The 22,932-nt window shown below is 66.1% G+C and carries 11 protein-coding genes; 5 read left to right on the forward strand and 6 right to left on the reverse strand.

Annotation, left to right across the window (positions count from 1 at the left end; translation table 11 throughout):
- The first annotated feature begins 164 nt into the window (after positions 1 to 164).
- From F5544_RS18620 to F5544_RS18640, 5 genes are all read left to right on the forward strand, one after another.
- On the forward strand, positions 165 to 3,296 hold the full coding sequence (locus F5544_RS18620) for a non-ribosomal peptide synthetase (protein ID WP_167474358.1): 3,132 nt from the start codon (positions 165 to 167) through the stop codon (positions 3,294 to 3,296).
- On the forward strand, positions 3,293 to 7,579 hold the full coding sequence (locus tag F5544_RS18625) for a non-ribosomal peptide synthetase (RefSeq protein WP_167474359.1): 4,287 nt from the start codon (positions 3,293 to 3,295) through the stop codon (positions 7,577 to 7,579). Before F5544_RS18620 ends, F5544_RS18625 begins: the two co-directional genes overlap by 4 nt.
- An 85-nt stretch (positions 7,580 to 7,664) precedes the next feature.
- Positions 7,665 to 8,525 (forward strand): hypothetical protein, encoded by an 861-nt coding sequence (locus F5544_RS18630; protein WP_238847319.1) that lies wholly within the window; start codon positions 7,665 to 7,667, stop codon positions 8,523 to 8,525.
- Positions 8,526 to 8,539: 14 nt separating this feature from the next.
- Positions 8,540 to 17,845, forward strand: a complete 9,306-nt coding sequence (locus F5544_RS18635) for a type I polyketide synthase (RefSeq protein WP_167474361.1) — start codon at positions 8,540 to 8,542, stop codon at positions 17,843 to 17,845.
- Between the two features lie 11 nt (positions 17,846 to 17,856).
- Positions 17,857 to 18,906 (forward strand): 3-oxoacyl-ACP synthase III family protein, encoded by a 1,050-nt coding sequence (locus tag F5544_RS18640; RefSeq protein ID WP_167474362.1) that lies wholly within the window; start codon positions 17,857 to 17,859, stop codon positions 18,904 to 18,906.
- 80 nt (positions 18,907 to 18,986) lie between these two features.
- On the opposite strand, the gene pqqB is transcribed toward F5544_RS18640, so the two are convergent.
- From pqqB to F5544_RS18670, 6 genes are read right to left on the reverse strand one after another with little or no spacing between them, the layout of a single operon-like run.
- A complete protein-coding gene (gene pqqB / locus F5544_RS18645; RefSeq protein ID WP_167474363.1) occupies positions 18,987 to 19,874 on the reverse strand; it encodes a pyrroloquinoline quinone biosynthesis protein PqqB in 888 nt (295 codons plus the stop codon).
- The gene (gene pqqE / locus F5544_RS18650; RefSeq protein ID WP_167474364.1) at positions 19,871 to 20,950 is read right to left on the reverse strand and encodes a pyrroloquinoline quinone biosynthesis protein PqqE; all 1,080 of its coding nucleotides are present in this window, start codon (positions 20,948 to 20,950) and stop codon (positions 19,871 to 19,873) included. Before pqqE ends, pqqB begins: the two co-directional genes overlap by 4 nt.
- Positions 20,943 to 21,215 carry a pyrroloquinoline quinone biosynthesis peptide chaperone PqqD gene (gene pqqD / locus F5544_RS18655; RefSeq protein WP_167474365.1) on the reverse strand — a complete coding sequence of 91 codons (273 nt, stop codon included), beginning with the start codon at positions 21,213 to 21,215 and terminating at the stop codon, positions 20,943 to 20,945. The genes pqqE and pqqD overlap by 8 nt, the downstream gene beginning before the upstream one ends.
- On the reverse strand, positions 21,212 to 21,934 hold the full coding sequence (gene pqqC / locus F5544_RS18660) for a pyrroloquinoline-quinone synthase PqqC (RefSeq protein ID WP_167474366.1): 723 nt from the start codon (positions 21,932 to 21,934) through the stop codon (positions 21,212 to 21,214). The genes pqqD and pqqC overlap by 4 nt, the downstream gene beginning before the upstream one ends.
- Entirely contained in the window at positions 21,934 to 22,044 is a 111-nt protein-coding gene (gene pqqA, locus F5544_RS18665; protein WP_167474367.1) for a pyrroloquinoline quinone precursor peptide PqqA, read from the reverse strand. The genes pqqC and pqqA overlap by 1 nt, the downstream gene beginning before the upstream one ends.
- 29 nt (positions 22,045 to 22,073) lie before the next feature.
- The gene (locus tag F5544_RS18670; protein ID WP_428847149.1) at positions 22,074 to 22,817 is read right to left on the reverse strand and encodes a PQQ-binding-like beta-propeller repeat protein; all 744 of its coding nucleotides are present in this window, start codon (positions 22,815 to 22,817) and stop codon (positions 22,074 to 22,076) included.
- Positions 22,818 to 22,932 lie beyond the last annotated feature (115 nt).

Below are 22,932 nucleotides of genomic sequence, written 5' to 3' on the forward strand. Positions count from 1 at the left end.
ACTACCACTCGACAGCGAACCCGCTGACCTCCGTGTGGGTCAGCGGGTTTCTGTTTTCTGAAAGTCGTTGCGCGAAAACAGAATAGAGCTCAGCTGAGAACGTGATGATGCCGGCTGTGGCTAGGGTCGCTCCTAACGTCGAGCACAGCAGGGAGGGGCCGGAGATGGACACTTTGTGGGGATTGGTCGATGGGGTGGCAAAGCGATCTCCGTCGCGCACCGCGGTGACAGGTGCGGATGGGGCATTCACCTACGAGGAATTGATGCGGCGGGCGCGGGACATTGCCGCGGGGATTCGGGCACACGGGCTCGGCCGAGGCGATGTGATCGGTGTGGCCATGGACCGCACCAAGCAGCTACCCGCTGTCCTGCTCGGAATCTTGGGTGCGGGTGCGGCATATTTGCCACTGGATCTCGAATGGCCGAAAGCGCGCATTGAAACGATGGTGTCCGAGGCTCAGGCGAAAATGGTGATCGTCGAGGACTTCTCCTTCGATCCCACAATCGAAGTACCGATCGTGTGCGCTACCGATCTGCACAATGGATCGTCGATAGATAGCAGCGACGCCACTGCCGAAGATCTCGCGTACGTGATTTTCACTTCCGGCTCGACCGGAAAACCCAAAGGGGTCATGGTGGAGCACGCCGGTGTGATCGGCGTGCTGGAGTCCTTCGCCGAAATTCTCCAGCTCGATTCGGACTGGACGTTGGTAGCGGTGACCACGTTGACCTTCGATATTTCGGTGCTCGAGATCTTCTTGCCGCTGGTGACCGGGGGCAGTCTCGCCATCGCGACGGAGCGGCAGCAACGGGATCCGAACCTGCTGGCCGAGCTGCTCGACCGAGCCGAAGCAACGGTGTTGCAGGCGACCCCGATCACCTGGCGGTTGCTGTGCGAGGCGGGCTGGCCGGGCCGGCCGGGATTGATCGGGTTGTGTGGCGGTGAGCAGATGCCCGCCGACCTGATCGCGCCGTTGCTCGAGCGTGGCGTACAGCTCTGGAATGTCTACGGCCCCACCGAGACAACGATCTGGGCGACAGCGGAGCGAATCACCGAAGCGGTGCCCCGCCCATCTATCGGCAGGCCCTTGCCCGGGTATTACGCCTACATCCTCGACAGGGCGCTGGAGCCGATGCCGATCGGTGCGCGCGGCGACCTGTGGATCGGCGGCAGCGGCGTGGCACGAGGCTATCTGGGCGCCGCGGCGAAGACCGGTGCGGACCGTTTCCGAACCGACCCATTCGCGCCTCAGCCGGGTCGGATGTATCGGACCGGAGATCGGGCGCGATTTCTGCCCGACGGCCGGATCGAATTCCTGGGGCGCGAGGACGACCAGGTGAAGATCCGCGGTTTCCGTATCGAACCAGGGGAAATCGAAGCCGCACTAGCGAGGCATCCGCAGGTCCAGGCCGCGGTGGTCACGGCGCCCGAATTGCCGGATGGTGAACGCAGGCTGGTGGCTTACGTTCGAACCGATTTGGCGGCCGACGAGCTCGATATTCTCGCCGATCATGCCAGGACGCTGCTGCCGAGCTATATGGTTCCGGTCGATTGGGTGAAAGTCGGCTCGTTCCCGCTGAACACCAACGGAAAGATCAACCGCGGCGCGCTGCCCGCGCCGCAGCCAACGGCCGGGCGAGCCCCGAAGTCGCCGCCGCGGACCGATATGGAACATGAGATCGCCCGACATTTCAGCCGAGTTCTGCGGAAAGCCGATATCGGTCGGGATGAAGACTTCTTTCGGCTCGGCGGTCATTCGCTCTTGGCAATCGAGGTCTGTGCGGGCCTCTCGGAAATGACCGGTCGGGATATCAGCCCGTATCTGTTGTTCGAGAATCCCACCGTGGCGGGCCTGGCGGCATTGTTCGCCGATCCTGGAGCGTTGTCCACTGTCACCACAATTGAGCGGGCACCCGAAGACTTGCCGAGGCAACCGTCGTTCGCGCAGCAGGGTTTGGCATTCCTGAATATGATGACCGGCGGCGATCCGGACGCGTTCTTCAACCAGCGCACCGCTTTCCGGATTCGCGGCCGCTTCGACAAGGCCCGGTTGGATCTTGCGCTCACCGAGCTCATCGCACGGCACGAGGTGCTGCGCACAACCATCCACGGCGAACCGATCACCAATGTGGAACTGCACCCGGCGCGGCCGTACGTATCGGATTTCCTCGATGTGAGCACGCTCCCGGAGAAGGAACGGGTGGCTGCCGCAGTGGCGGCGGCCACCACGGCCTCGGAGACTTCGTTCGACTTGACCAGTACGCCGCTGCTGCGCTGTCTGCTGATCCGGATCGGTCCCGACGACCATGCGCTGATGTTGTCCCTATCCCATTTCGCCGCCGACTGGGAATCGCTGGCGATCGCATTTCGTGAGATCGCCGAGGTGTACGAAAACGGCGTCGGCACATTGCCCGAATTGCCGATCCAATACCACGATTACGCGCAATGGCAGCGTGGTCTGGCGACCACGGAGCTGCCTCGTCAGTTCCAATACTGGAATGACCGCTTGAGCGGCATACAGCCGATGCGGCTGCCGGAGTCGAAACCGTGGCCGGGCCAGGCGTCCCCCAACGGACGATCGATACAATTCGACATTCCGGACACGCTGCGCGAGGCGGTGGTGCGGCTCGCGCAGCAACATCAGGCCACATTGTTCATGACCCTGCTCAGCGCGTTCTATACCCTGATCTATCAACGGACCGGATGTGCGAAACCGCTTGTCGCGGCCTTCGCGCAAAACCGCCTTCGTCCCCAGACGCGTCCGCTGATCGGTATCTTCCCGAATATCTATGGGTTGACCGCCGATCTCAGCGACGAGTTGCGGTTCATCGACGTCGTAGACCAGGTTCGGGCGGCGACACTGGACGCCGCACACAATGCCGACGTTCCGTTCCATATGCTCCTCGCCATCGAATCGGTCGCGAAGGCGCTGGATCGGGGCTTGTCGAATTCCGTCCTCTTCTACGTCATCGAGGGACGGCCGTGGAATCTCGAGCTGCCTGGTTTGGCTATCGATCCATGGGCCGAAGAGATCGAGTCCACAGAATATCCGCCCGCCGCGAATGGCGAGCCCGATGAGATCAATATCGGGCCGGTGGATCTCGATCTCACCTTCCATGCGGACGCCAGTTCGCTGGTAGGTACCTTGGCCTTCAACAATACGGTTTTCGACGAGGCCGACATGACGCGATTCGTGGTCGACTATCTCGTTCTGCTGGAGGCGGCTGTCGAGAATCCGGAATCGGATCTGCGCAGTATCTGTGCGTTCGTCGACCTATCCGGGGCGAGCCGATGAACAGCCTGGACGAGATCGTCGCGCAGGTCGCGGCACAAATGCCGCAGCGCTGCGCCATCGAATCGCAGTCGGGCAGTGTGACATACCGCGAGTTGCACCGCCGCTCCGCCGAGGCATGTGACGCACTGCGATCCGCCGGTGTAGGGATCGGTTCGCGAGTGGTGCTGAGTGCGGAACTCGACATTGATTGGCTTGTCGCGATGTTGGGAATCCTGCGGGCCGGAGCGATCTGTGCGCCGTTGGACCCGCGCCATCCGTCGGCGCGGCGAGAGTTGTTGTGCGGCAGGCTTCGTCCGGCCGCGGTGCTCACCGCGGATCGGACGGACGCCGCGCTGTCGGCGCACGGGACGGTATTACCGCTGTCCGAGCTGGCCGGGTCGGCCGATATCGAGTCGGTGACCGGGGATGCCGCGTTCATCCTGCACACCTCCGGCTCGACTGGTGTCCCCAAGGGGGTCGTCCTCTCCCATCTCGGATTGCTCAATCACTGCGAGGCCGCCGCGCGATTGCTCGCCCTCGGCGCGGGCGATCGGGTGGCGCTGCTCAGCAGGCCGGGTTCGGACATCATGCTCGAGGAGGTGTTCCCGACCTGGCGATGCGGGGGCACAGTCGTTCTGTTGGACGAGGCGACTCCACTGCTCGGACAGGGCTTCAACGATGCGGTCGAAAGCCGTGGCGTCACCGTGCTCGACCTACCGACCGGCAGATGGCGGGAATGGCTCATCGATATGGAGCGCAGCGGCGCGCCGCTGCCGGAAGGCCTGCGGACGATCGTCGTCGGTGGCGAATCGGCCACGGCCGCCGACTACAAAAGATGGCTGCGCGTGGCAGGCTCCGCGATTCGCTGGATCAATACGTACGGACCGACGGAGACCAGCGTGATAGCCACCGCGTGGGTCGGCGACGGTGTGCCGAGCGACGATGACCCGCCGATCGGATCGCCGCTGCCCGGAGTCCGGGTGCGGGTGTGCGACCAGAGCGGGCTGGAAGTTCCTGACGGTGTGCCGGGCGAGCTGCACATCGGTGGTGTCGGTGTCGCGCTGGGATATTTCGACGCTCCGGCCGAAACCGCCGCGGCGTTCGTCCGAGGCGGCCCGGATGACGCGGTCTGGTACCGCACCGGAGACCGGGTACGGGGCTCCGCGGGTGTGCTCGAATTCCTGGGCCGGATCGACGATGAGGTCAAGATTGCCGGCGTCCGTGTGCGGCCCAGGGAGATCGAGGCGGTACTCCGGCAGTGTCCCGTCATCCGGGATGTCGCGGTGGTCGCGGTTCCGCGTCGCGATCGGTCCGCGATTCTCGCCGCTTTCGTCGTTCCCGGAGATGGGATCGATCATGGCCGAGCCGAGCTTTCCGGTGCCGAAGCCGAACAGGTGAGCCGATGGCGCGAAATCTATCAGCAGGACCTGGAAGCGGATCGACCCGTCGACGAGGCTTTCGATATCGACGGCTGGAACAGCAGCTATACCGGCGTACAGCTGCCGGAAGCGGATATGCGGGAGTGGGTCGAGAACACCATCGCGGCACTGCGTTCGGTGCCACATGATTCGGTTCTCGAGATCGGTTGTGGCACAGGACTTTTGCTGTTCCGACTCGCCCCGTCCACGACCCGATACGTGGCGAGTGACTTCGCCGAGCACACCCTGCGCAGGGTGGCGACGCATGCGGAGCGCCTGGGACTGTCACAGGTACAGACCAGAATCGCGGAGGCGACCGACGATACCGGACTGCGCGACGGCGAATTCGATCTCGTGGTGATCAACTCGGTCACCCAGCATTTCCCGAGTGAGCGATATCTGGACGCGGCAATTGATCTGGCGCTGCGGGTAACTCGCGAGGGCGGGCACGTATTCGTCGGTGACGTCCGGAATTTGGCGCTGCTGCGTGACCACCATACATCGGTCGAGCTTTACCGGGCGGAGCCGGAGGAGCCTGTCTCGGCGATCCGCGCACGGGTCGCCCGCGCCTGCGCCGATGAGCGCGAGTTGCTCATCGATCCGGGTTGGTTCTACGCACTGGCCGAGCGGGATCCCCGAGTGGGCGGTGTGGACGTGGCGCCGAAAATGGGCAGGCGGCGCAACGAGATGAACCGCTTCCGCTGCGATGCGCTGATCCGCAGAGGAAGTCGGCGTGCGGTCGCATCCGACATTGTCCGGTGGGATCGGTCGCACGGTCTGGACCAGGTGGATCGGATACTCGCCGAACTGCCCGAACATATCGTGCTTGCCGAGATTCCCAATGGCCAGCTGATGGACGTGGTTCGGCCCGCATCGTTGGACATGATGCCCGATGATGGTGCCGCGCATACGATTGCGGCCGCCGATCGGGGAGTTCATCCGGCCGATCTGGCCGCTCGGATACGAGCGCATGGATACGATCCGCACTGGGCCATGGGGTCAGGTGCGGCCGGTCGTGTTTTTACCGTGCTGCTTAGTCGGCGTGGAGCCGCGCCGTTCGATATCCGTGAGCGCGTCGGAGGCCGCGAGCTGGTGAATTCGCCTGCGGCCAACATGATTCGACCGGTGCTGCGCGCGAATGCGATCAACGAGTCCCGTCGCTGGCTGGCGGCGCGGGTGCCGGAGTCGCAGGTACCTGCGGTGCTCGAAGCCGTTGATGCGTTGCCGCTGACCGACCGCGGCAAGGTCGACGTCCGCGCACTCGTGGACCGGGCCACGCACCTCGCGGACGATGCGGGTGACTCGACCGACGCCCCGTATCACCACGCGGTCGCGGCGATCTGGTGTGAAGCGCTCGGGGTGGGAACCGTTGGTCCGCGAACGAACTTCATAGCGGCGGGCGGGGATTCGCTGCTCGCGGCCAGGATGCTGGCCCGGGTCCGCGACGAACTCGGATTCGCCGTGGAGCTGCGAACATTGTTCGAGCATCCGACACTGGCCGAGTTCTGTTCGGCTGTCGCCGAATTGCCAAGCGGATCAGTAGATTTCGATCGTGCTCCGACTGCGCGATACCTGACCGCCCGCACCCGTCCGCTGAGCTCGGCGCAGCTTCGCATCTGGCTTGCCGAGCGAATGTCCCAGCCTTCGGCGCGCCTGACATTATGGGCCGTGTATCGGCTGACCGGATCCGTTGACTCGGAGGTGCTTGCCGCCGCCGTCGGCGATCTGGCGATGCTGCATCCGGCGCTCAGCATGCGCGTCGTCGAGGACGGCGGTCGCCCCGCGCAGGTTTTCGACCGCGCACCGAAACTGGAGCTGCGCACGTCCGCCGACAGCCGACAGGAGGCGCGGCGGATAGCGAGCGAACCGTTCGATCTCGCGGCCACCGGTCCATTCCGCGCCGTCTTGTCGACCTCGGCGGTGGAGAGCGTGTTCGGGTTGTACCTGCATCACATTGCCGGCGACGAAGCCAGTTTGGACATACTCGCCGCGGATTTGGGACGGTGCTACGCGGCTCGGCTCGGTACAGTTCCGGTTCCGCGACCCGAACCGGTCGGCACGCCGGACGAACTCGACCGCGCGATCGATACGGACAGCGAAACCCATTGGTGGCGAGCCACTTTGGCGGGACTGCCACCGCGGACGCCGCTCCCGCTCGACCGGCAGCCCGGTCCGGTCCGATCCGGCGACTGCGGCGAGATGCGCACAATCGTCGACCCCGCCGCTCTGCGGGAGCTGCGCGCACACTGCACCGAAACCGGAACGACGCTGTTCATGGTCATGCTGGCGGGGTTGGTGGCCTTGCTGGCGAGGTACGAGGACGCGGACCGCATCGCGGTGGCGACGGCGCTTTCATCACGAACCGGCGGTAAATCCGAGCGAATCGTCGGTCCGGCGGTCAATCCGTTGATTGTCGCGGTCGAGGTGGATGCGCGGACCACCTTCGCGGATCTGCTGCTGCGCGTCCGGGATCGAGCGCTTTCCGCTTTCGACCATGGTGGCCTGCCGTTCCAGCAGGTGGTCCAGGCCGCGGCCCCGCAGCGCCGGGCGGGCGTGCAGCCGCTGTCCCAGCTTCTCTTCCAGGTGGTCCAGCCGTTCGCCGAACGGATCGTGCTGGGCGAAGCCCTGGCCGAACGCTTGGATCTCCCAGCGGTCGCGGTGCGGTTCGATCTGGAGATCTTCGCGATGGATCGCGGTGCCGATATCGAACTCGCGTGGGCCTTCGCCACCGATGTCCTCGACCTCGGCACCGTCCGGCGGATGGCCGGGTCGTACCACCGGTTGTTGAGTGCCGCGCTGGCCGACCCGCTGCGGCCGATCGGTCGGCTGGAACTGCTCGATTCGGATGAACAGAAGAAATTGAGATCGTTTTGGGGAATCCGCTGAACCCGCGTTGCCCGGTATATGACTGGTCCGATCTCGGTAGATAAATTATGGGGGGAATATGGGCCTTCGAATAGTCGCCACTGCCGTGAACACCGATCAGGACACGGCAAGTTATATCGAACGTGCGGCTCGGGCCGCCATCGCCTGCCTCGATGCGGCCGGCATCGGCGCAGGCGATATCTCGATGCTGCTGAATACCGGGGTATATCGGGATTCGAATATCTCTGAGCCCGCTGTCGCCGCGCTGGTGCAGAAACGCGCCGGCATCGGTTTGACATATCGTCGCAGGCAGTCGCCGACGATGGCGTTCGACGTGATGAACGGCCCGTGCGGCTTCCTGAACGCCGTCCAGATCGGTGCCTGCTTCCTGGTGCGGCCGTCATCGCGGCGCTGTTTGGTGGTTGCGGGTGATACGCATCCTTCCCTGACCAGGGACCGGCCGACTCCCGACTTCCCCTATATAGGCACCGGAGCCGCCGCGATCCTCGAACGAGCCGACGACGACTCGGGATTCGGCCCGGTGCACAGTGCGGCGGGCGCAATGAGCGTGACCGGATCGGGCGGCTACGTCGATACCGCCGTCATGGGCGCCGCCGGCCGGTCACAGGTGACGATTTCGGTCGACGACGGTGCGGAGTGGGATGTGCTCGGTGCAGCCTGCCAAGCGGCGAGAAATTGTCTTCGAAAGAATGCGCTGGCTCCCGAAAATACCGTCCTGGTCACGTCCGAACCATTTCCTGACTTTGCCGAGCGGATCCGGTCCGGGCTCGGCTTGCAGGGGCAGGTGTGCCTACCGGATACGAGTGGGAATCCGCATACCTCCGGACTGATATTTGCTTACCACGCCGGGTTGCGGCGTGGATTTCCAGATGACTGCCGGCATCTGCTGTTCGTATCGGCCGGAAATGGTCCGACGGCGGCGTCCGCTGCGTATCGAATCCGATAGCGAGGTCGAAAAATATGAAAATCGGAAACTCTGCGGAGCGGGTGCATTCCGGGTGGCGGCCGCTGAACCGGTCCACCGATGGCGTTCGCATCCCATTGTTGGATCGGATCGCCAACGGCGAGCGGTACGCGCTGGCCTTCGGTGGCCAGGGCTCGGACTGGCTCGATTCGCTGGCCGCGACAGTGCAGGACAACGGACTCGAGCGCGAACTGGGCCGGCTGGTCGACGAGGCGGCAACCATCGTCGAGCCGCTCCGCCCGCAATTGAATCTGGTTTGCCCGGACGGATTCGACCCGATTACCTGGATCGGTGTCGGCGATTCGGATACGGCGAGCACACGGCCACCCGACGCACTGACATCGGTCGCGATATCGGTTCCAGGCACATTGCTCGCGCAGCTGGCGATCATGCGCGCGCTGAAGACATACGGCCTGGATCCACTGGTCACACCGCCTGCGCTGGTGCTCGGCTATTCGCAAGGGGTGCTCGGCGTACAGTCCGTCGTCAACCGGGACAAGGCCGACGTCCAGTTGCTCGCGACGGCACAGGTGATCGGAGCGGCCGCGCGGCTGGTCGCGCGGCGTCGCGGGTTGATCTCGATCGGCGAGCGGATGCCGATGTCGGCGGTCTCCCAGGTGGATCCGGATCGGCTGCGCGCCGTGGTGATGGAGCTGGGCGCCGGGGTCGACGCCGGCGTGGCGCCGGTGGTTGCGATTCGCGCCGGTCGTCGCAGGGCCGTCGTGAGTGGCCCGCCGGATCAGTTGGACCGCGTGCGCCGCCGGTGCGCGCAGATCGCGACGAACGAGGAGCGGCAGCGGGCGGCGAAAGTGCGGGGCGGGGCATTGTTCGCTCCGGTCTTCGAGGACCTGCCGATCGAGGTCGGCTTTCATCATCCGGGGTTGGCGGAAACGATCGAACTGGTCGACCAGTGGGCCGCGCGCTGTGGTTTGGACACCTCCACCGCGGTGCGGTTGGCATCGGAGATATTGATCGAGCCGGTCGACTGGGTCGCCTCGGTCGAACGGGTCGTCGAGACCGGCGTGACCTGGGTGCTCGATATCGGCCCGGGTGACGCACTCACCCGCATGACCGCGCCCACCGTGCGCGGCCGCGGTGTCGGCCTTGTGGCCGCGTCGACGCGAGATGGGCAGCGGAGCTTGCTGACGCCCGGCGCCGCGCCCGAAATTCCGCCCGCATGGTCGAAGTTCGCACCCCGACCGGTGACATTGCCGGATGGTCGCACGGTCACCGAGACGGCGTTCACCAGATTGACCGGGCGTTCGCCGATCCTGCTCGCCGGCATGACACCGACTACGGTCGATGCGAAAATCGTTGCGGCCGCGGCGAATGCGGGGTACTGGGCGGAATTGGCCGGCGGCGGTCAGGTGACCGAGCAGATTCTCGCCGATCGGCTGGTCGAGCTGCGGTCGCTCCTGGAGCCGGGGCGGGCGGCGCAGTTCAATACGCTGCTGCTCGATCCGTACCTGTGGAACTTGCATTTGGGCGGCAAACGTCTTGTCCAACGGGCAAGGGCGGCCGGCGCCCCGATCGATGGTGTCGTGGTGAGCGCGGGTATCCCGGAACTGGACAGGGCGGTGGCGCTGATCGAGGAACTGTCCGATGCCGGTATCGAACATGTGGCCTTCAAACCGGGGACGGTGCCGCAGATACGGGAGGTACTGCGCATCGCGCGAGAGGTTCCCAAGCGCATGGTGATCGTGCATATCGAGGGCGGGCGCGCCGGTGGCCACCACTCCTGGGAGGACCTCGACGATCTATTGCTCGAGACCTACGCCGAACTGCGTGCCCAGCGCAATGTCGTGATCTGTGCGGGCGGGGGAATCGGCACGCCGGAGCGAGCCGCGGAATATCTGACCGGAACGTGGTCGGTCGCCCACGGATATCCGATCATGCCGGTGGACGGTGTGCTGGTCGGCACCGCGGCGATGGCGACACTCGAGGCGACCACCAGCCCGCAGGTGAAGCAAATGCTGGTCGAGGTGCCGGGTACCGCGGATTGGGTGAGCGCGGGCGCGGCGTCGGGCGGCATCGCGTCCGGTCGCAGTCAATTGGGCGCCGATATCCACGAAATAGACAACACGGCCTCACGGACCGGCCGATTGCTGGACGAAGTCGCCGGTGACGCGGATGCGGTCCAGGCTCGGCGGGCGGAGATCATCGCCGCGTTGAACAGTACCGCCAAGCCGTATTTCGGTGATGTCGCGACAATGACATACGTTCAGTGGTTGTCCCGCTATGTCGAGTTGTCGTACTTCCCGGTCGACAGCGGCGCGAACTGGGCGGACATCTCGTGGCGGGATCGATTCGCCGAGATGCTGCAGCGCGCCGAGGCTCGCCTGCATCCGGCCGACGCCGGACCGATTCCGACCCTGTTCACGGATCCGGACCTGCTCGATCGCGCCCGGGACGCGATCGATTGCTTGATCGAGGCGTATCCGCAGGCTGCGGCCACTGTCCTGCATCCGGCCGATTCGGCCTTCTTCATTTCGCTGTGCAAGAAGCCGGGCAAGCCGGTGAACTTCGTCCCGGTCATCGATGCCGATATCCGACGGTGGTGGCGGTCGGATTCGTTGTGGCAGGCCCATGATCGGCGGTATCCCGCAGATCAGGTCTGTGTGATTCCGGGTCCGGTGTCGGTGGCCGGAATCACGCGGGTGGACGAGCCGGTCGCGGATCTGCTCGGCCGCTTCGAACGCGCGACGACCGATATCCTGCTCCAGCGCGGGCACGCACCGGTCGCGGTATCGGCGCGGCGTTGCGTTGACGGCGCGGTCGGGTCGATCGAGGTGGTGCTTGTCGCTCCCGATGTGTACTGGGCTGGCAGGACAACAGTCAATCCGGTGCGTCGGCTCGGGAGCATCGATGAATGGGTGTTCCAGGACACGGAGTTCGGCGCGTCCCGGGCAGCGGTCCATACCGCGACCGGCGCGATGCTGGTGGAACACCCAGTGAATGGACAGGGGACACAGGTCGAGTTGACCGTCCCATTGTCGGCTGCGGGTCAGGCGGCGGTACTCGATCTGCGTATCCGAATCGGCGTGCCGCCCTCGGCGCTGACGGGTGGGGCGCCGGTGATCACCGCCGCGGATGCGGAATCCGCGATGGCCCGACTGCTGGTCGTCGCGGCCGGATGCGGCGGCGGTGCCCGCGCCGGATTGCCGGAGGTTCGGTTTGACGGCGGTGCACCGGTCGCTCGGCTCGAGGTGCGCTGGACACCGGAGGTAATCGCCGACCACGCCGGGGCCACGGCAGGCGGCCCGGGGAATTCGTCCGGCGAGCGCGGCCGGGTTGTGCCGGACGTGTTGGTCGGCGTCTGCTGGCCTGCGGTGTTCGCCGTGCTCGGCGCGGCGACCGGTCCGGACGGCACGAGGGTCATCGAAGGAATGCTCGATCTCGTTCATCTGGATCATCAGGTGCGACTGCTGGCCGACGTGCCCGAGCGGGAAACGGGTCTGATGATCCGAGCGGAGGCAGCCACGGCGGTCGACACCGATCTGGGACGAATCGTCGAGGTACGGGTGCGGGTCGACGCGAGTTCCGGCGACGGCGGACCCGCCGTACCGACGGCGGAGTTGGTGGAGCGATTCGTGGTCCGCGGGCGAACCGGTGATGCGATAGTGCCCGAACCACCCAGGGCCGCAGGCACGGTCGGCGACTCCGTAGCCGCCACCGCGCGGCGCCGTCGGTGCGACCGCACGCTGACGGCGCCCCGCAACATGTCCGCATTCGCGGAGGTGTCCGGCGATCACAATCCGATCCACACCAGCGGGGCGGCCGCGCTGTTGGCGGGCTTGCGGGAGCCGATTGTGCACGGCATGTGGCTGTCCGCCGCGGCGCAGCACGCGATCTCCGCAGGCGACAGCGATGAAAACCGGCCCGCCAGCACCATTACGGCGTGGACCGTCCGTTTCGTTGCGCCGGTGACTCCCGGTGCGACGATCGCGTTACGGGCCGATCGAACAGCCATCGACGCGGGCGCCGAAATCCTGGAGGTTTCCTGCCGGGTCGACGGCGAGATCGTGCTGTTGGCCACCGGACGGGTGGCGCCGCCGCGGACCGTTCTCGCCTTTCCCGGCCAGGGGGTGCAGCGCAAAGGCATGGGGTTGGCGGCATGCGCCAGATCGCATGCGGCCAGGCAGATCTGGGCACAGGCCGACCGTCATACTCGCGTCGAACTGGGTTTCTCCATCTTGGCCGTGGTGCGCGACAACCCCGTCGCGATCACTGTCCGCGGCATCGAACACCGTCATCCCGATGGCGTGCTGAACTTGACGCAGTTCACCCAGGTCGCCCTGGCAACCCTCGCCTGCGCCCAGGTCGCCGAACTTCGTGAGGCCGGTGTGCTGGTGGCGGACCCGCCGCTGTGCGGACATTCGATCGGCGAGTTCAGCGCCCTGGCCGCGGCGGTCGGTGTCATGTCGCTGGAAACCCTGCTGACCGTTGTGTTCCGGCGCGGAACCCTGATGCATGCGCTCGTACCGCGTGATCCGCTGGGGCGCAGCAACTATCGAATGGCCGCGATCCGACCGTCCGAGTTCGGGTTGTCCGATGCGCAGGTGATTCCCTTCGTTGCCGAGATAGCCTCTGCCGCAGGGGAATTCCTTCAAGTTGTGAACTTCAATGTGCGCGACGCCCAATATTCGGTTGCCGGGACCGTCGCCGGGCTAACCGCCCTGGCGGCCGAAATCGACCGCCGCCGAGCGGAATCCGGTGGCAAACGGGCGTTCATCGAAGTTCCCGGCATCGACATACCATTCCACTCCGATGTGCTGCGGCCCGGTGTCACGGAGTTCCGTACGGCGCTGACCGAGCTGCTACCCACCGCGATCGACCCGAAACAGCTTGTCGGACGCTACATTCCAAATCTGCTGCCCCGGTTGTTCGCACTGGATCGGTCCTTCGTCGCGGAGGTCGCGGCGCTGGTGCCATCGGAACCACTTGCACAGGTGCTCGCCGACTTCCAGGCTTGGTCGGCCCGCCCGGCAGAGCTCTGCCGGATCCTGCTTATCGAACTGCTCGCCTGGCAGTTCGCCAGTCCGGTGCGTTGGATCGAAACTCAGGACCTGCTTTTCACCGAAATCGAAGGCGGTGGTCTCGGCATCGAGCGATTTGTCGAGGTCGGTCTGGCCGAGGCGCCGACAGTCGCCAATTCGGCTGCCGCGACGGTGAAGGCTCGGGGACCAGCGTGGCCGGTGGCGATACTCAATGCCGAACGCGACGCGGCGGTCCTATTCGGTGCCGACACCGATCCGGACACCGAGGCCGAAGTAGCCGAATCGGATGACGAGAGATCGGTAGCGGCGCCCCCACCGATGACGACATCGGTCCCGGCCGATGAACTTCCGGTGCCCGTGCCGAGCGGTCAACGGCCCGAGGACATCTCGTTCACCGCTGCGGACGCCACCAGGGTATTGCTGGCGACGTGGGCCAAGCTGCGGATAGACCAGATCGGCTCAGCGGACACAATCGAGACGCTGTGTGACGGAGTGTCGTCACGGCGCAATCAGGTGCTGGTCGATCTGGGCGCGGAATTGTCACTCGGCGCGATCGACGGCGCCGCGGACGCGGATATGGTCGCCCTGTCGGCGACGGTCAACAAAATGGCCCGCACTTACAAGCCATTCGGTCCCGTGTTGACGGGATCGCTCGACGGACACCTTCGCAAACTGCTCGGCCCGTCCGGTCGCCGACCGGACGGGATTGCCGAGCGAGTCCGTAATCATTGGCTACTCGGCGCGGGGTGGGCTGCACATGTGACAGCGGAGCTGGTGCTGGCCACCCGGGACGGGAACAGCGCGCGCGGTGGTGAATTGGGTGATCCGGCCTTGATCCGGCCTGGTGACGGACCCGCGGTGGATGCGCTCATCGATGCCGCGGTGCATACGGTCGCGAACCGGCACGGAGTAGTCGTCGGATTGCCCGCTGACACCTCGGGTGCGTCGAGACCGGCGGTAGACGCCGCTGCACTCGACGAACTCGGCGCGCGTATCGCGGGCCGGGACGGCGTGCTGGCCTCGATGGCTCGCCTCGTCCTGGACAAGCTGGCCCTGACCGAACAGCCGGTGGAGCCGATGCGGATGGACAACACCGAGCTGGTGGACCTGGTGTCCGCGGAATTGGGCTCGGAGTGGCAACAGGTGGTAACCCCGGTTTTCGATGCGCGTCGAGTCGTCCTATTCGACGATCGGTGGGCGAGTGCCAGAGCAGATCTGGCCGATATCTGGGTGGATTCCGGCGCGAACGCCGCCGGTCGCAATTTTGCCGGAGCCGGCGAAATCGTTGCCGCGCAAGCGCGATGGTGGCGCAACCGGGCCGACGCCGCGGCCGCATCGGAACTCGCCGAGCTCTACGAACGGATCGAACTGGCGGCTTACGACTGCGCCGCGGGGGAGTTCGCCGCGGACGTCGCGGTGGTGACGGGAGCCAGCGCGGGTTCGATCGGAGCCGCGGTGATCAGGCGATTGCTGGCCGCGGGTGCCACGGTGGTCGCGACGACGTCACGGCTGGACGAGCAGCGGCTGACCTTCTATCGCGACCTGTACCGGGACAATGCCCGGGTCGGGGCCGCACTGTGGGTGGTACCGGCGAATATGGCGTCGTTCTCCGATGTCGATGCGCTGGCCGCCTGGATCGGCGAGGCCGTCGTCGACCATTCCGGTGGGAGTTCGGTCCCGGTCAAACCGGCGCTCATCCCGACGCTGCTGTTCCCGTTCGCCGCCCCGCAGGTGCTGGGAACGCTGTCGGACGCGGGCGCTCGTACCGAGTTGGAAATGCGCGTACTGCTCTGGTCGACGGAACGACTCATCGGCGGGCTGGCCGCGCTCGGCGCGGATACCAGCGTCGATGCCAGACTGCATGTCGTACTGCCGGGATCGCCCAACCGCGGCATGTTCGGCGGTGATGGCGGCTACGGCGAAGCCAAGGCGGCACTGGACGCCATCGTCGCGAAGTGGACCGCCGAGCGCGGCGACCGCGGTGCGCACGGGTGGGCCGATCGCACCACCTTGGTGCACGCCCAGATCGGTTGGGTTCGTGGCACCGGGCTGATGGGTCACAACGATCCGTTCGTGGACGCAGTCGAAGCCGCCGGAGTCCGCACCTGGTCCCCGGACGAAATAGCCGAGCAGTTGCTTGTCTGGTGTAAGCCCGACGCCCGAGCGCGTGCGGCCACTGAGCCGTGCTTGCCCGATCTCACCGGTGGACTGGCCGAGGCGGAGCTGCATCTGGCCACCCGTCCAGCGGGATCGGACAGCCCTGGGGATGGCGCGATCGGCGGTAACGCGGCGCCAACCATCGCCGCGTTGCCCGCCCCGCCGATGCGTCCTACGGAGTTGCCAGTGCCGGATTGGCCCGAGGTCGCGGCCGCCCCCGAGGAACTGGTGGTCATCGTGGGCGCGGGCGAATTGGGTCCATGCGGTTCGGCGCGTACCCGGTTCGAACTGGAGGTCGAGGATCGATTGTCGGCTGCCGGTGTCGCCGAGCTGGCCTGGGTCACCGGCATGATCACCTGGGAGCACACCCCGGAACCCGGTTGGTACGACACCGCGACCGGAGACCCGGTACCCGAGGCAGAGGTCTGCGAGCGATACCACGACGCCGTTGTCGCACGCTGCGGCATCCGCCCGTACGCCGACGACGGCGAAATGACCGTCGGCCCCGATGGTTCGGTGACGGCGCCCTTGTTGACGTCGGTGTACCTCGATGAGGATCTGACATTCGCGGTCCGCGGCGAGGAGGACGCGCGCGCCTTCCAGATCGCCGATCCGGAGCACACGGTGATCGCACCACTCCCGGACTCGACCGACTGGCAGGTCACCCGCAGGGCTGGTACGGAGATTCGAGTGCCGCGGCGGCTCAAACTGACTCGGACCGTCGGTGGACAGGTCCCGACCGGATTCGACGCCACCCGGTGGGGTATCTCGCCCGACCTGGCGGCCTCGATGGACCGGGTCGCGCTCTGGAACGTCGTCACCACCGTCGACGCGTTCCTGAGTGCCGGATTCAGCCCGGTCGAGTTGATGCGCTGGGTGCATCCGACGATGGTGGCCAACACCGTCGGAACCGGAATGGGTGGCGCGCGGTCGGTGCGGCGGATGAACGTCGATGTGCTGCTCGGCACGGATCTACCGAACGATCTACTCCAGGAGATGCTGCCGAATATCGTTGCCGCGCATGTCGTCCAGTCGTACATCGGCAGCTATGGGCCGATGGTGCATCCGGTGGCGGCATGTGCGACGGCGGCCGTTTCGGTGGAAGAAGGAGTCGATAAAATCCGCCTCGGTAAGGCCGATTTCGTGGTTGCGGGCGGTGTCGACGATATCGACATCTTCTCGGTCGTCGGATTCGGTGCGATGTCGGCCACCGCCGACTCCGCGGAGATGGCGGCCAAAGGTCTTGCCCCACAGCAATTTTCCCGCGCCAATGACCGCAGGCGCGGCGGGTTCGTCGAATCTCAGGGCGGCGGAACGGTTCTGCTCGCGCGCGGAAGCGTCGCGGCCGAGCATGGGTTGCCGGTGCTCGGCGTCGTCGCCTATGCCCACTCGTTCGGGGACGGAATTCACACCTCCATCCCGGCGCCCGGGCTCGGAGCGCTCGGCGCGGCGCGCGATGGTGCGGAATCGGAGTTGGCCACCCGGCTACGCCGGTTGGGGGTCGCTCCGGACGATGTCGCGGTGGTGTCGAAACACGACACGTCCACACTCGCGAACGACCCGAACGAGGCCGAACTGCATGAGCGACTGGCGGATGCACTGGGTCGGTCGGACTCCGCACCGTTGTTCGTCATTTCGCAGAAAGCGCTGACCGGTCATACCAAGGGCGGCGCGGCGATATTCCAATTGATCGGGCTGTGCCAGGTCCTGATGCACGGCATCATCCCGCCGAATCGCAATCTGGATTGCGTCGACGCGGTCATGTCCGAGTATCGCCACCTGGTGTGGCCGACCGAACCGCTGCGCTTCGACGGCCGGTATCCGCTCAAGGCCGGCCTGGCCACCAGCCTCGGCTTCGGCCACGTGTCGAGTGTGCTGGCCGTGGTGCATCCGGAGGCGTTCGTGCAGGCTATCCCGGCCGAGCGGCGCGCCGACTATCGGAGGCGTGCCGGTGATCGTGCGGCGGCGGGCCGACAGCGAATGGCCGAGGCGATGTGCGGTGGCGCCCCACTCTATGACCGGCCGGTCGATCGCCGGCTCGGCGACGACGGTGAACCGGCCGATCGGCTGCGCGATCAGGAGGCCAGGATGCTGCTCGATTCGGCCGCCCGCCTCGGCAGCGACGGTGTGTACACCGTTGATCATTGAAAGGAGTCATTGTGCCAACTCCAAGATTCGAATCCATTGGCGTACACCTGCCGACGGCATCACTCTCGACCGCCGAAATGCTCGCGGAGATCGGCGATCGGCTGACCGTGGACCTGGCCCGGGTCACCGGTGTCCGGGAACGGCGGGTATACAGTCGCACCGAAAACGACTACGAGGATTCGTTCGCGCTGGCGAAAAAGGCCGCGAATATCTGTTTGGCGAACTCTCGATACAGTGCGCGGGATCTCGACATCGTGATCTCGACATCGATTACCCGCACCAGGGATCGGACCAAATTCTGCTTCGAGCCGCCATTCAGTCTGATGCTCCGCAATGAACTCGGCGCACCGGAAGCCGCGTATTTCGATATTTCCAATGCGTGCGCCGGGATGATCACCGGTGTGATGGTGCTGGATCGAATGATTCGCGCGGGTGTGGTCGAAAATGGGCTCGTGGTCAGCGGGGAGCAGATCACGCCGATCGCCGAGACCGCGGTTCGGGAGATCGTCGGTGACCTCGACCCTCAGTTCGCCGCGCTGACAGTGGGTGATGCCGGTGCCGCCGTAATACTCGACGCTGACGGTGGCCCCGGCGACCTCATCGATTATGTGGAGACGATGACCTGTGCCGAATACGCTGAGTTGTGTATCGGTATGCCCAGCGACAAGAGCCAAGGCATCGCGATGTACACCGACAGTGTCTCGATGCACAACGCCAACCGGTACCTTCAGGGTATTCAGTGGGCCATCGATTATTTAGCGGCACAGGGGAAGTCGTTCGATTCCGAGGGTTTCGACTTCGTCATCCATCACCAGTTCAGCTCGACTGCGATCGCACAGATCCAGGAAATCAGCGAGCGGGAACTGGGATTACCCATGCCGCGGAGCCTGTTGACACTGGAACGATTCGGCAATACGTCCTCGACGTCGCATTTCGTTGTGCTGCACGAGTATCTGCGCCGAGGCGTGATCGAGAAGGGCGCGAAGGTGCTACTGGTGCCGACGGCTTCGGGGATGGTGTTCGGTCAGCTTTCCGCATCCGTATCTCTCACTGTGGCCTGAACGATGTCGATTACGCTCTACGATCCCGCTCGGGGTGTCGCTGAGGTGCGGGGAGCCTTGCTCAGCACCCGATGACCGCCTCAGACGACGAATTCGGCACCGTCGGAACAGATTTCCACACCTGCCTGCTCGACCAGAGTGCTCGCGGTAGAGCGAGGATCCAGGAGGGGGTTGGTGTTGTTGAGGTGGGTGTAGATCCGGCGCAGGTTCGGATGGTGGGCTAGTGCGGCGAGCGTGCCGTTGTGGCCGGTGATGGGCAGATGGCCCATTCGGGCCTGTTGCGTGCCTGGATGCGAGCCAATGGTGGTGCCCATTTCGTCGGCGCTGAAGAATGTGCCGTCCAATAGTGCGCAGTCGGCGGAAGTCAGTAGATCGTCCAGGCCGGTCGGCCGTGCGGGCAGGCAGGGGGCGTACAGCAACGCCCGGCCGGTCGCCGTGTCCTCGATTCGCAGGGCGGTGACCCAGTGGTCGTCCCTGGCCGCCGCCACGACGTACTTCGGTGTCTTGTGGCCGACCGGGTGAGCGGTCACGCGCAGCCCACCGGCCAGGTCGAAGCCGCCAGGCCGGACGCTGTCGCGCCACATCCACGGCGCGTAGCGGTCGAGCAGGCCGCGCAGCGGCAGCGAGTCGAGCACCGCCGTTGTGGCGTAAACGGTCAGATCCGTTGCACCGCGCAGGATCAGCAAACCCAGTGTGTGATCCACTTCGGCATCGGTCAGCAGCACACCGCGCACGGGAGTGTCCCGTGGTTGCGGGCCGGGCCGCAGCGCCGGGGTGCCGAGCAGCTGCGCGCGGATGTCCGGAGAGGCATTGAGCAACCACCAGTCACGCGAATTGCCGCTGACGGCAACGCATTCCTGACTACGTGGCGGCAGCGTCCCGCGGCGAGCCCCGAGACATAATGCGCAGGCACAGTTCCATTGCGGGAAACCGCCGCCCGCGGCGGTGCCGAGCAGAATGACCCTCACGGTAGCCGCCGCATCATGAAGATCGGCTGTGCCGCCTGCCGCAGCGCGGCATCCACCAGCGGCCGGTGCGGGGAGAGCCCGCAGACCGGGTCGGTGGCCCCGGCATCGCCGGTGAACAGGAACGCTTGGCACCGGCAGCCGCCGAAGTCGGTGTGGCGTTCCGGGCAGGAGCGGCACGGTTCGCGCATCCAGGCCGTTCCCCGGTAAGCGTTGAATGTTCTTGAGGCATACCAGATCTCGGCCAGCGGGCGGCGCAGAACGTTCTCCACCGGGAGCGTGGAGATGGCGGACGCCGCCGGACACGGCAGCACGTCTCCCGCGGGGGTGACGGTGAGTTGGATTCTGCCCCAACCACCCATGCACGGTTTCGGCCGGTCGGCGAAGTAATCCGCTACCACGTATATCAGTTCGGGACCGCCCGCGTACTTTGCCCGGGCCCGCCGCACGGCTGCGCGCGCGGCGGCGAGCTGAGCCGTCGTCGGCAGCAACGCGGCACGATTGCGCAGCGCCCAGCCGTAGTACTGGGTGTTCGCCAGCTCGATCCGGTCGGCACCGAGACCGACGGCGAGGTCGATGAGCTGCTCCACCCGGTCGATATTCGTCCGGTGCAGCACGACATTGACCGTGAGTGGTAGCCCTGCGGCCGTGATCGCCTGGGCCGCACCGAGTTTGACGGCGTGAACGCGAGCCCCCGCAACTATGTCGGCGGCCCGCGGATCCGCGTCCTGCAGGGAGAGCTGAACATGGTCGACTCCGCGCTCGGCAAGCAGGCGGGCCCGCTCGGCGGTCAGTCCGACACCGCTGGTGACCAGGTTGACATACGCGCCGAGGCGCCGCGCGTGCTCGACCAGGTCGGGCAGGTCCGGGCGGGTCAGCGGTTCGCCGCCGGACATGTGCATCTGCACCACGCCCAGTTCTCGGGCCTGGGTGAACACATCGGACCACTGTTCGCGGGTCAGCTCTTCGGAACGCGGAACGAGTGCAACGGGATTGGAGCAGTAGGGGCAGTGCAGCGGGCAGCGGTGGGTGAGCTCGACCAGCATCCCGAGCGGCGCCTCGACGGTCGTTTCAGTCACTCAGGGTCACCACCCGGCGCTGCGCGAGCCGGTCCAGGAGTTCGGTGACGTCCTCGGCGCGGACGCCCTCGAACTCCGCACCGAGCCGCTCCACGATGCGGCCGACGCTCGATGCGCCGTCGCAGAGCGCGAGCACCGCGGCGGCGGTGTCGTTCAGGACGACCACCCCCTCCGGCAGCAGGGCGAGCGTGCCGCGTGCCGGGTCGCGGGTCAGCCGCACGCCGGGCCGCAGCCGCGGAACATTCGGCTCGGGCAGACCGGTCATCCGCGGCTCCTCCCCGCCCCCGTGTAGTAGTCCAGCGCGTCGAGAACGGCCTGCAGCACATCGCATTTGAAGGCGAGCGCGTCGACGCAGGCCTGCTGCTGCGCGCGGGTGGCGGCATACCGGACCACCAGGTCGAGCAGGGACCGGCCCTCGGCTCGCACCACCTCGATGCGCGCGGTGAAGTATGCGAAGCCTTCCTCCGCGATCCAGGGGTAGCATCGCCGCATCCGGCCCAGCCGATAGGTGAGCAAGCCGGGCGAGAAGAGTTCGGTGAGGCCGGATGCCGCCGCCTCCAGCCACGGGCGGCGCCGAGCGAAGTCGAGATAGGCGTCCACCGCGAACCGCACCCCGGGCAGCACGATGCGCTCCGAGATCACCTCGTCCCGCCGTAGACCCACGGCCTCGGCCAGTCGCAGCCACTTCTCCGCTCCGCCCGAGCCGATTTCGGTTCCGTCGTGGTAGACGATCCGTGACAGCCACTGCCGCCGTACCTCCGGCAGCGGGCAGTTGGCGATGATCGCGGCATCCTTCTGCGGCAGGCACCGCTGGTAGTACCAGCGGTTGGCCGCCCACAGCCGCAGCTCCTCCTTGTCCAACCGCCCCTCGTGCAGCCGCTCGTGGAACGGATGCCGGTCCCAGTACGCTGGTTCGACAGCGTACAGCGCCTCCTGGAATTCGGCTGCGCTCCAAGGGGTTTCGGACTCCAATGCGGCGGGCATCAGCCGCGGCCGGAGTACGCGGTGACTTCCAGCGCCGTATCGAAGAAGGCGAAATCGGGGCGGTGCCAAGGCTTCTTGGCTTGCTCGGGGGTCTTGCCGATGGTTTCCATATGAACGCCTCCGGTTGCGAAAAGGATTGCTACTGAGCCGTAAAGGATGCGAGCCCCGACATCGTGCCGAGGACGACGTTGGTTCCCGATACCGCGGGAGCGGCGAAATGCGGTAGCGGCCCGGTGCTGAACTGCTGGACGACGGCGCCGGTCGCGGGATCGAGAGCGTAGAGCGTTCCGGAACGCCAGTCGGTGACCCAGAGGTGTCCCGCGCCGAGGACCGGCTGGCCGTTCGCGGAGACCGTGGCCCGCCACAGGACCGACGCGCTGCCGTCGGCAGCGATGCGGACGGCCGCGGTGCCCTTCGAACAGGGCAGGTACACAACATCATCGGCCACCGCCGCGGCCCCGAAGGCGCGGCAGCCGGTGAACGCGGGAGCCAGATCGCTGATCCCGCCGAGGTGGGCGGCATCGAGGACATACCCGTCGCCCGCCTTTCCCGCGATGACGATATGGCTGCCGACCAACGCCGGGTTCATGGAGCCGAGATCCAGGTCGGCCGCGTTGTCGTCGGCCCACGTGGCCGGCGCGAAGAAGTCCGCGCGCCGCATATCCGGCGTCAGGGCAACGACCGAATCGGTGTTGTCGTAGTCCTGCCCCGACCCGGCATTGCCGTTGCCGACGGAGTAGTACAGCAGTCCGTTCGCCTGGGCCGGCGCGCCGGGTGCCCAGATACCGCCGCGACCGCTCGTCGATGCCTGATACCAGGCGACGGCCTTGCTGGAAACGTCAACGGCCGCAACGGCACCGGTGTAATTTCCGCAGTCCCCCAATTACCGCCGAACGCGGCGAAGACGCGACCGTTCGCGACCACGAGCGCCGGACGCTGCAGATACGACGGCGAATCACCGAAGGGCGGATCGATCGTCAGCTGCATGGTCACCGCGC

The organism is Nocardia arthritidis, assembly GCF_011801145.1.
GTDB lineage: Bacteria > Actinomycetota > Actinomycetes > Mycobacteriales > Mycobacteriaceae > Nocardia > Nocardia arthritidis_A.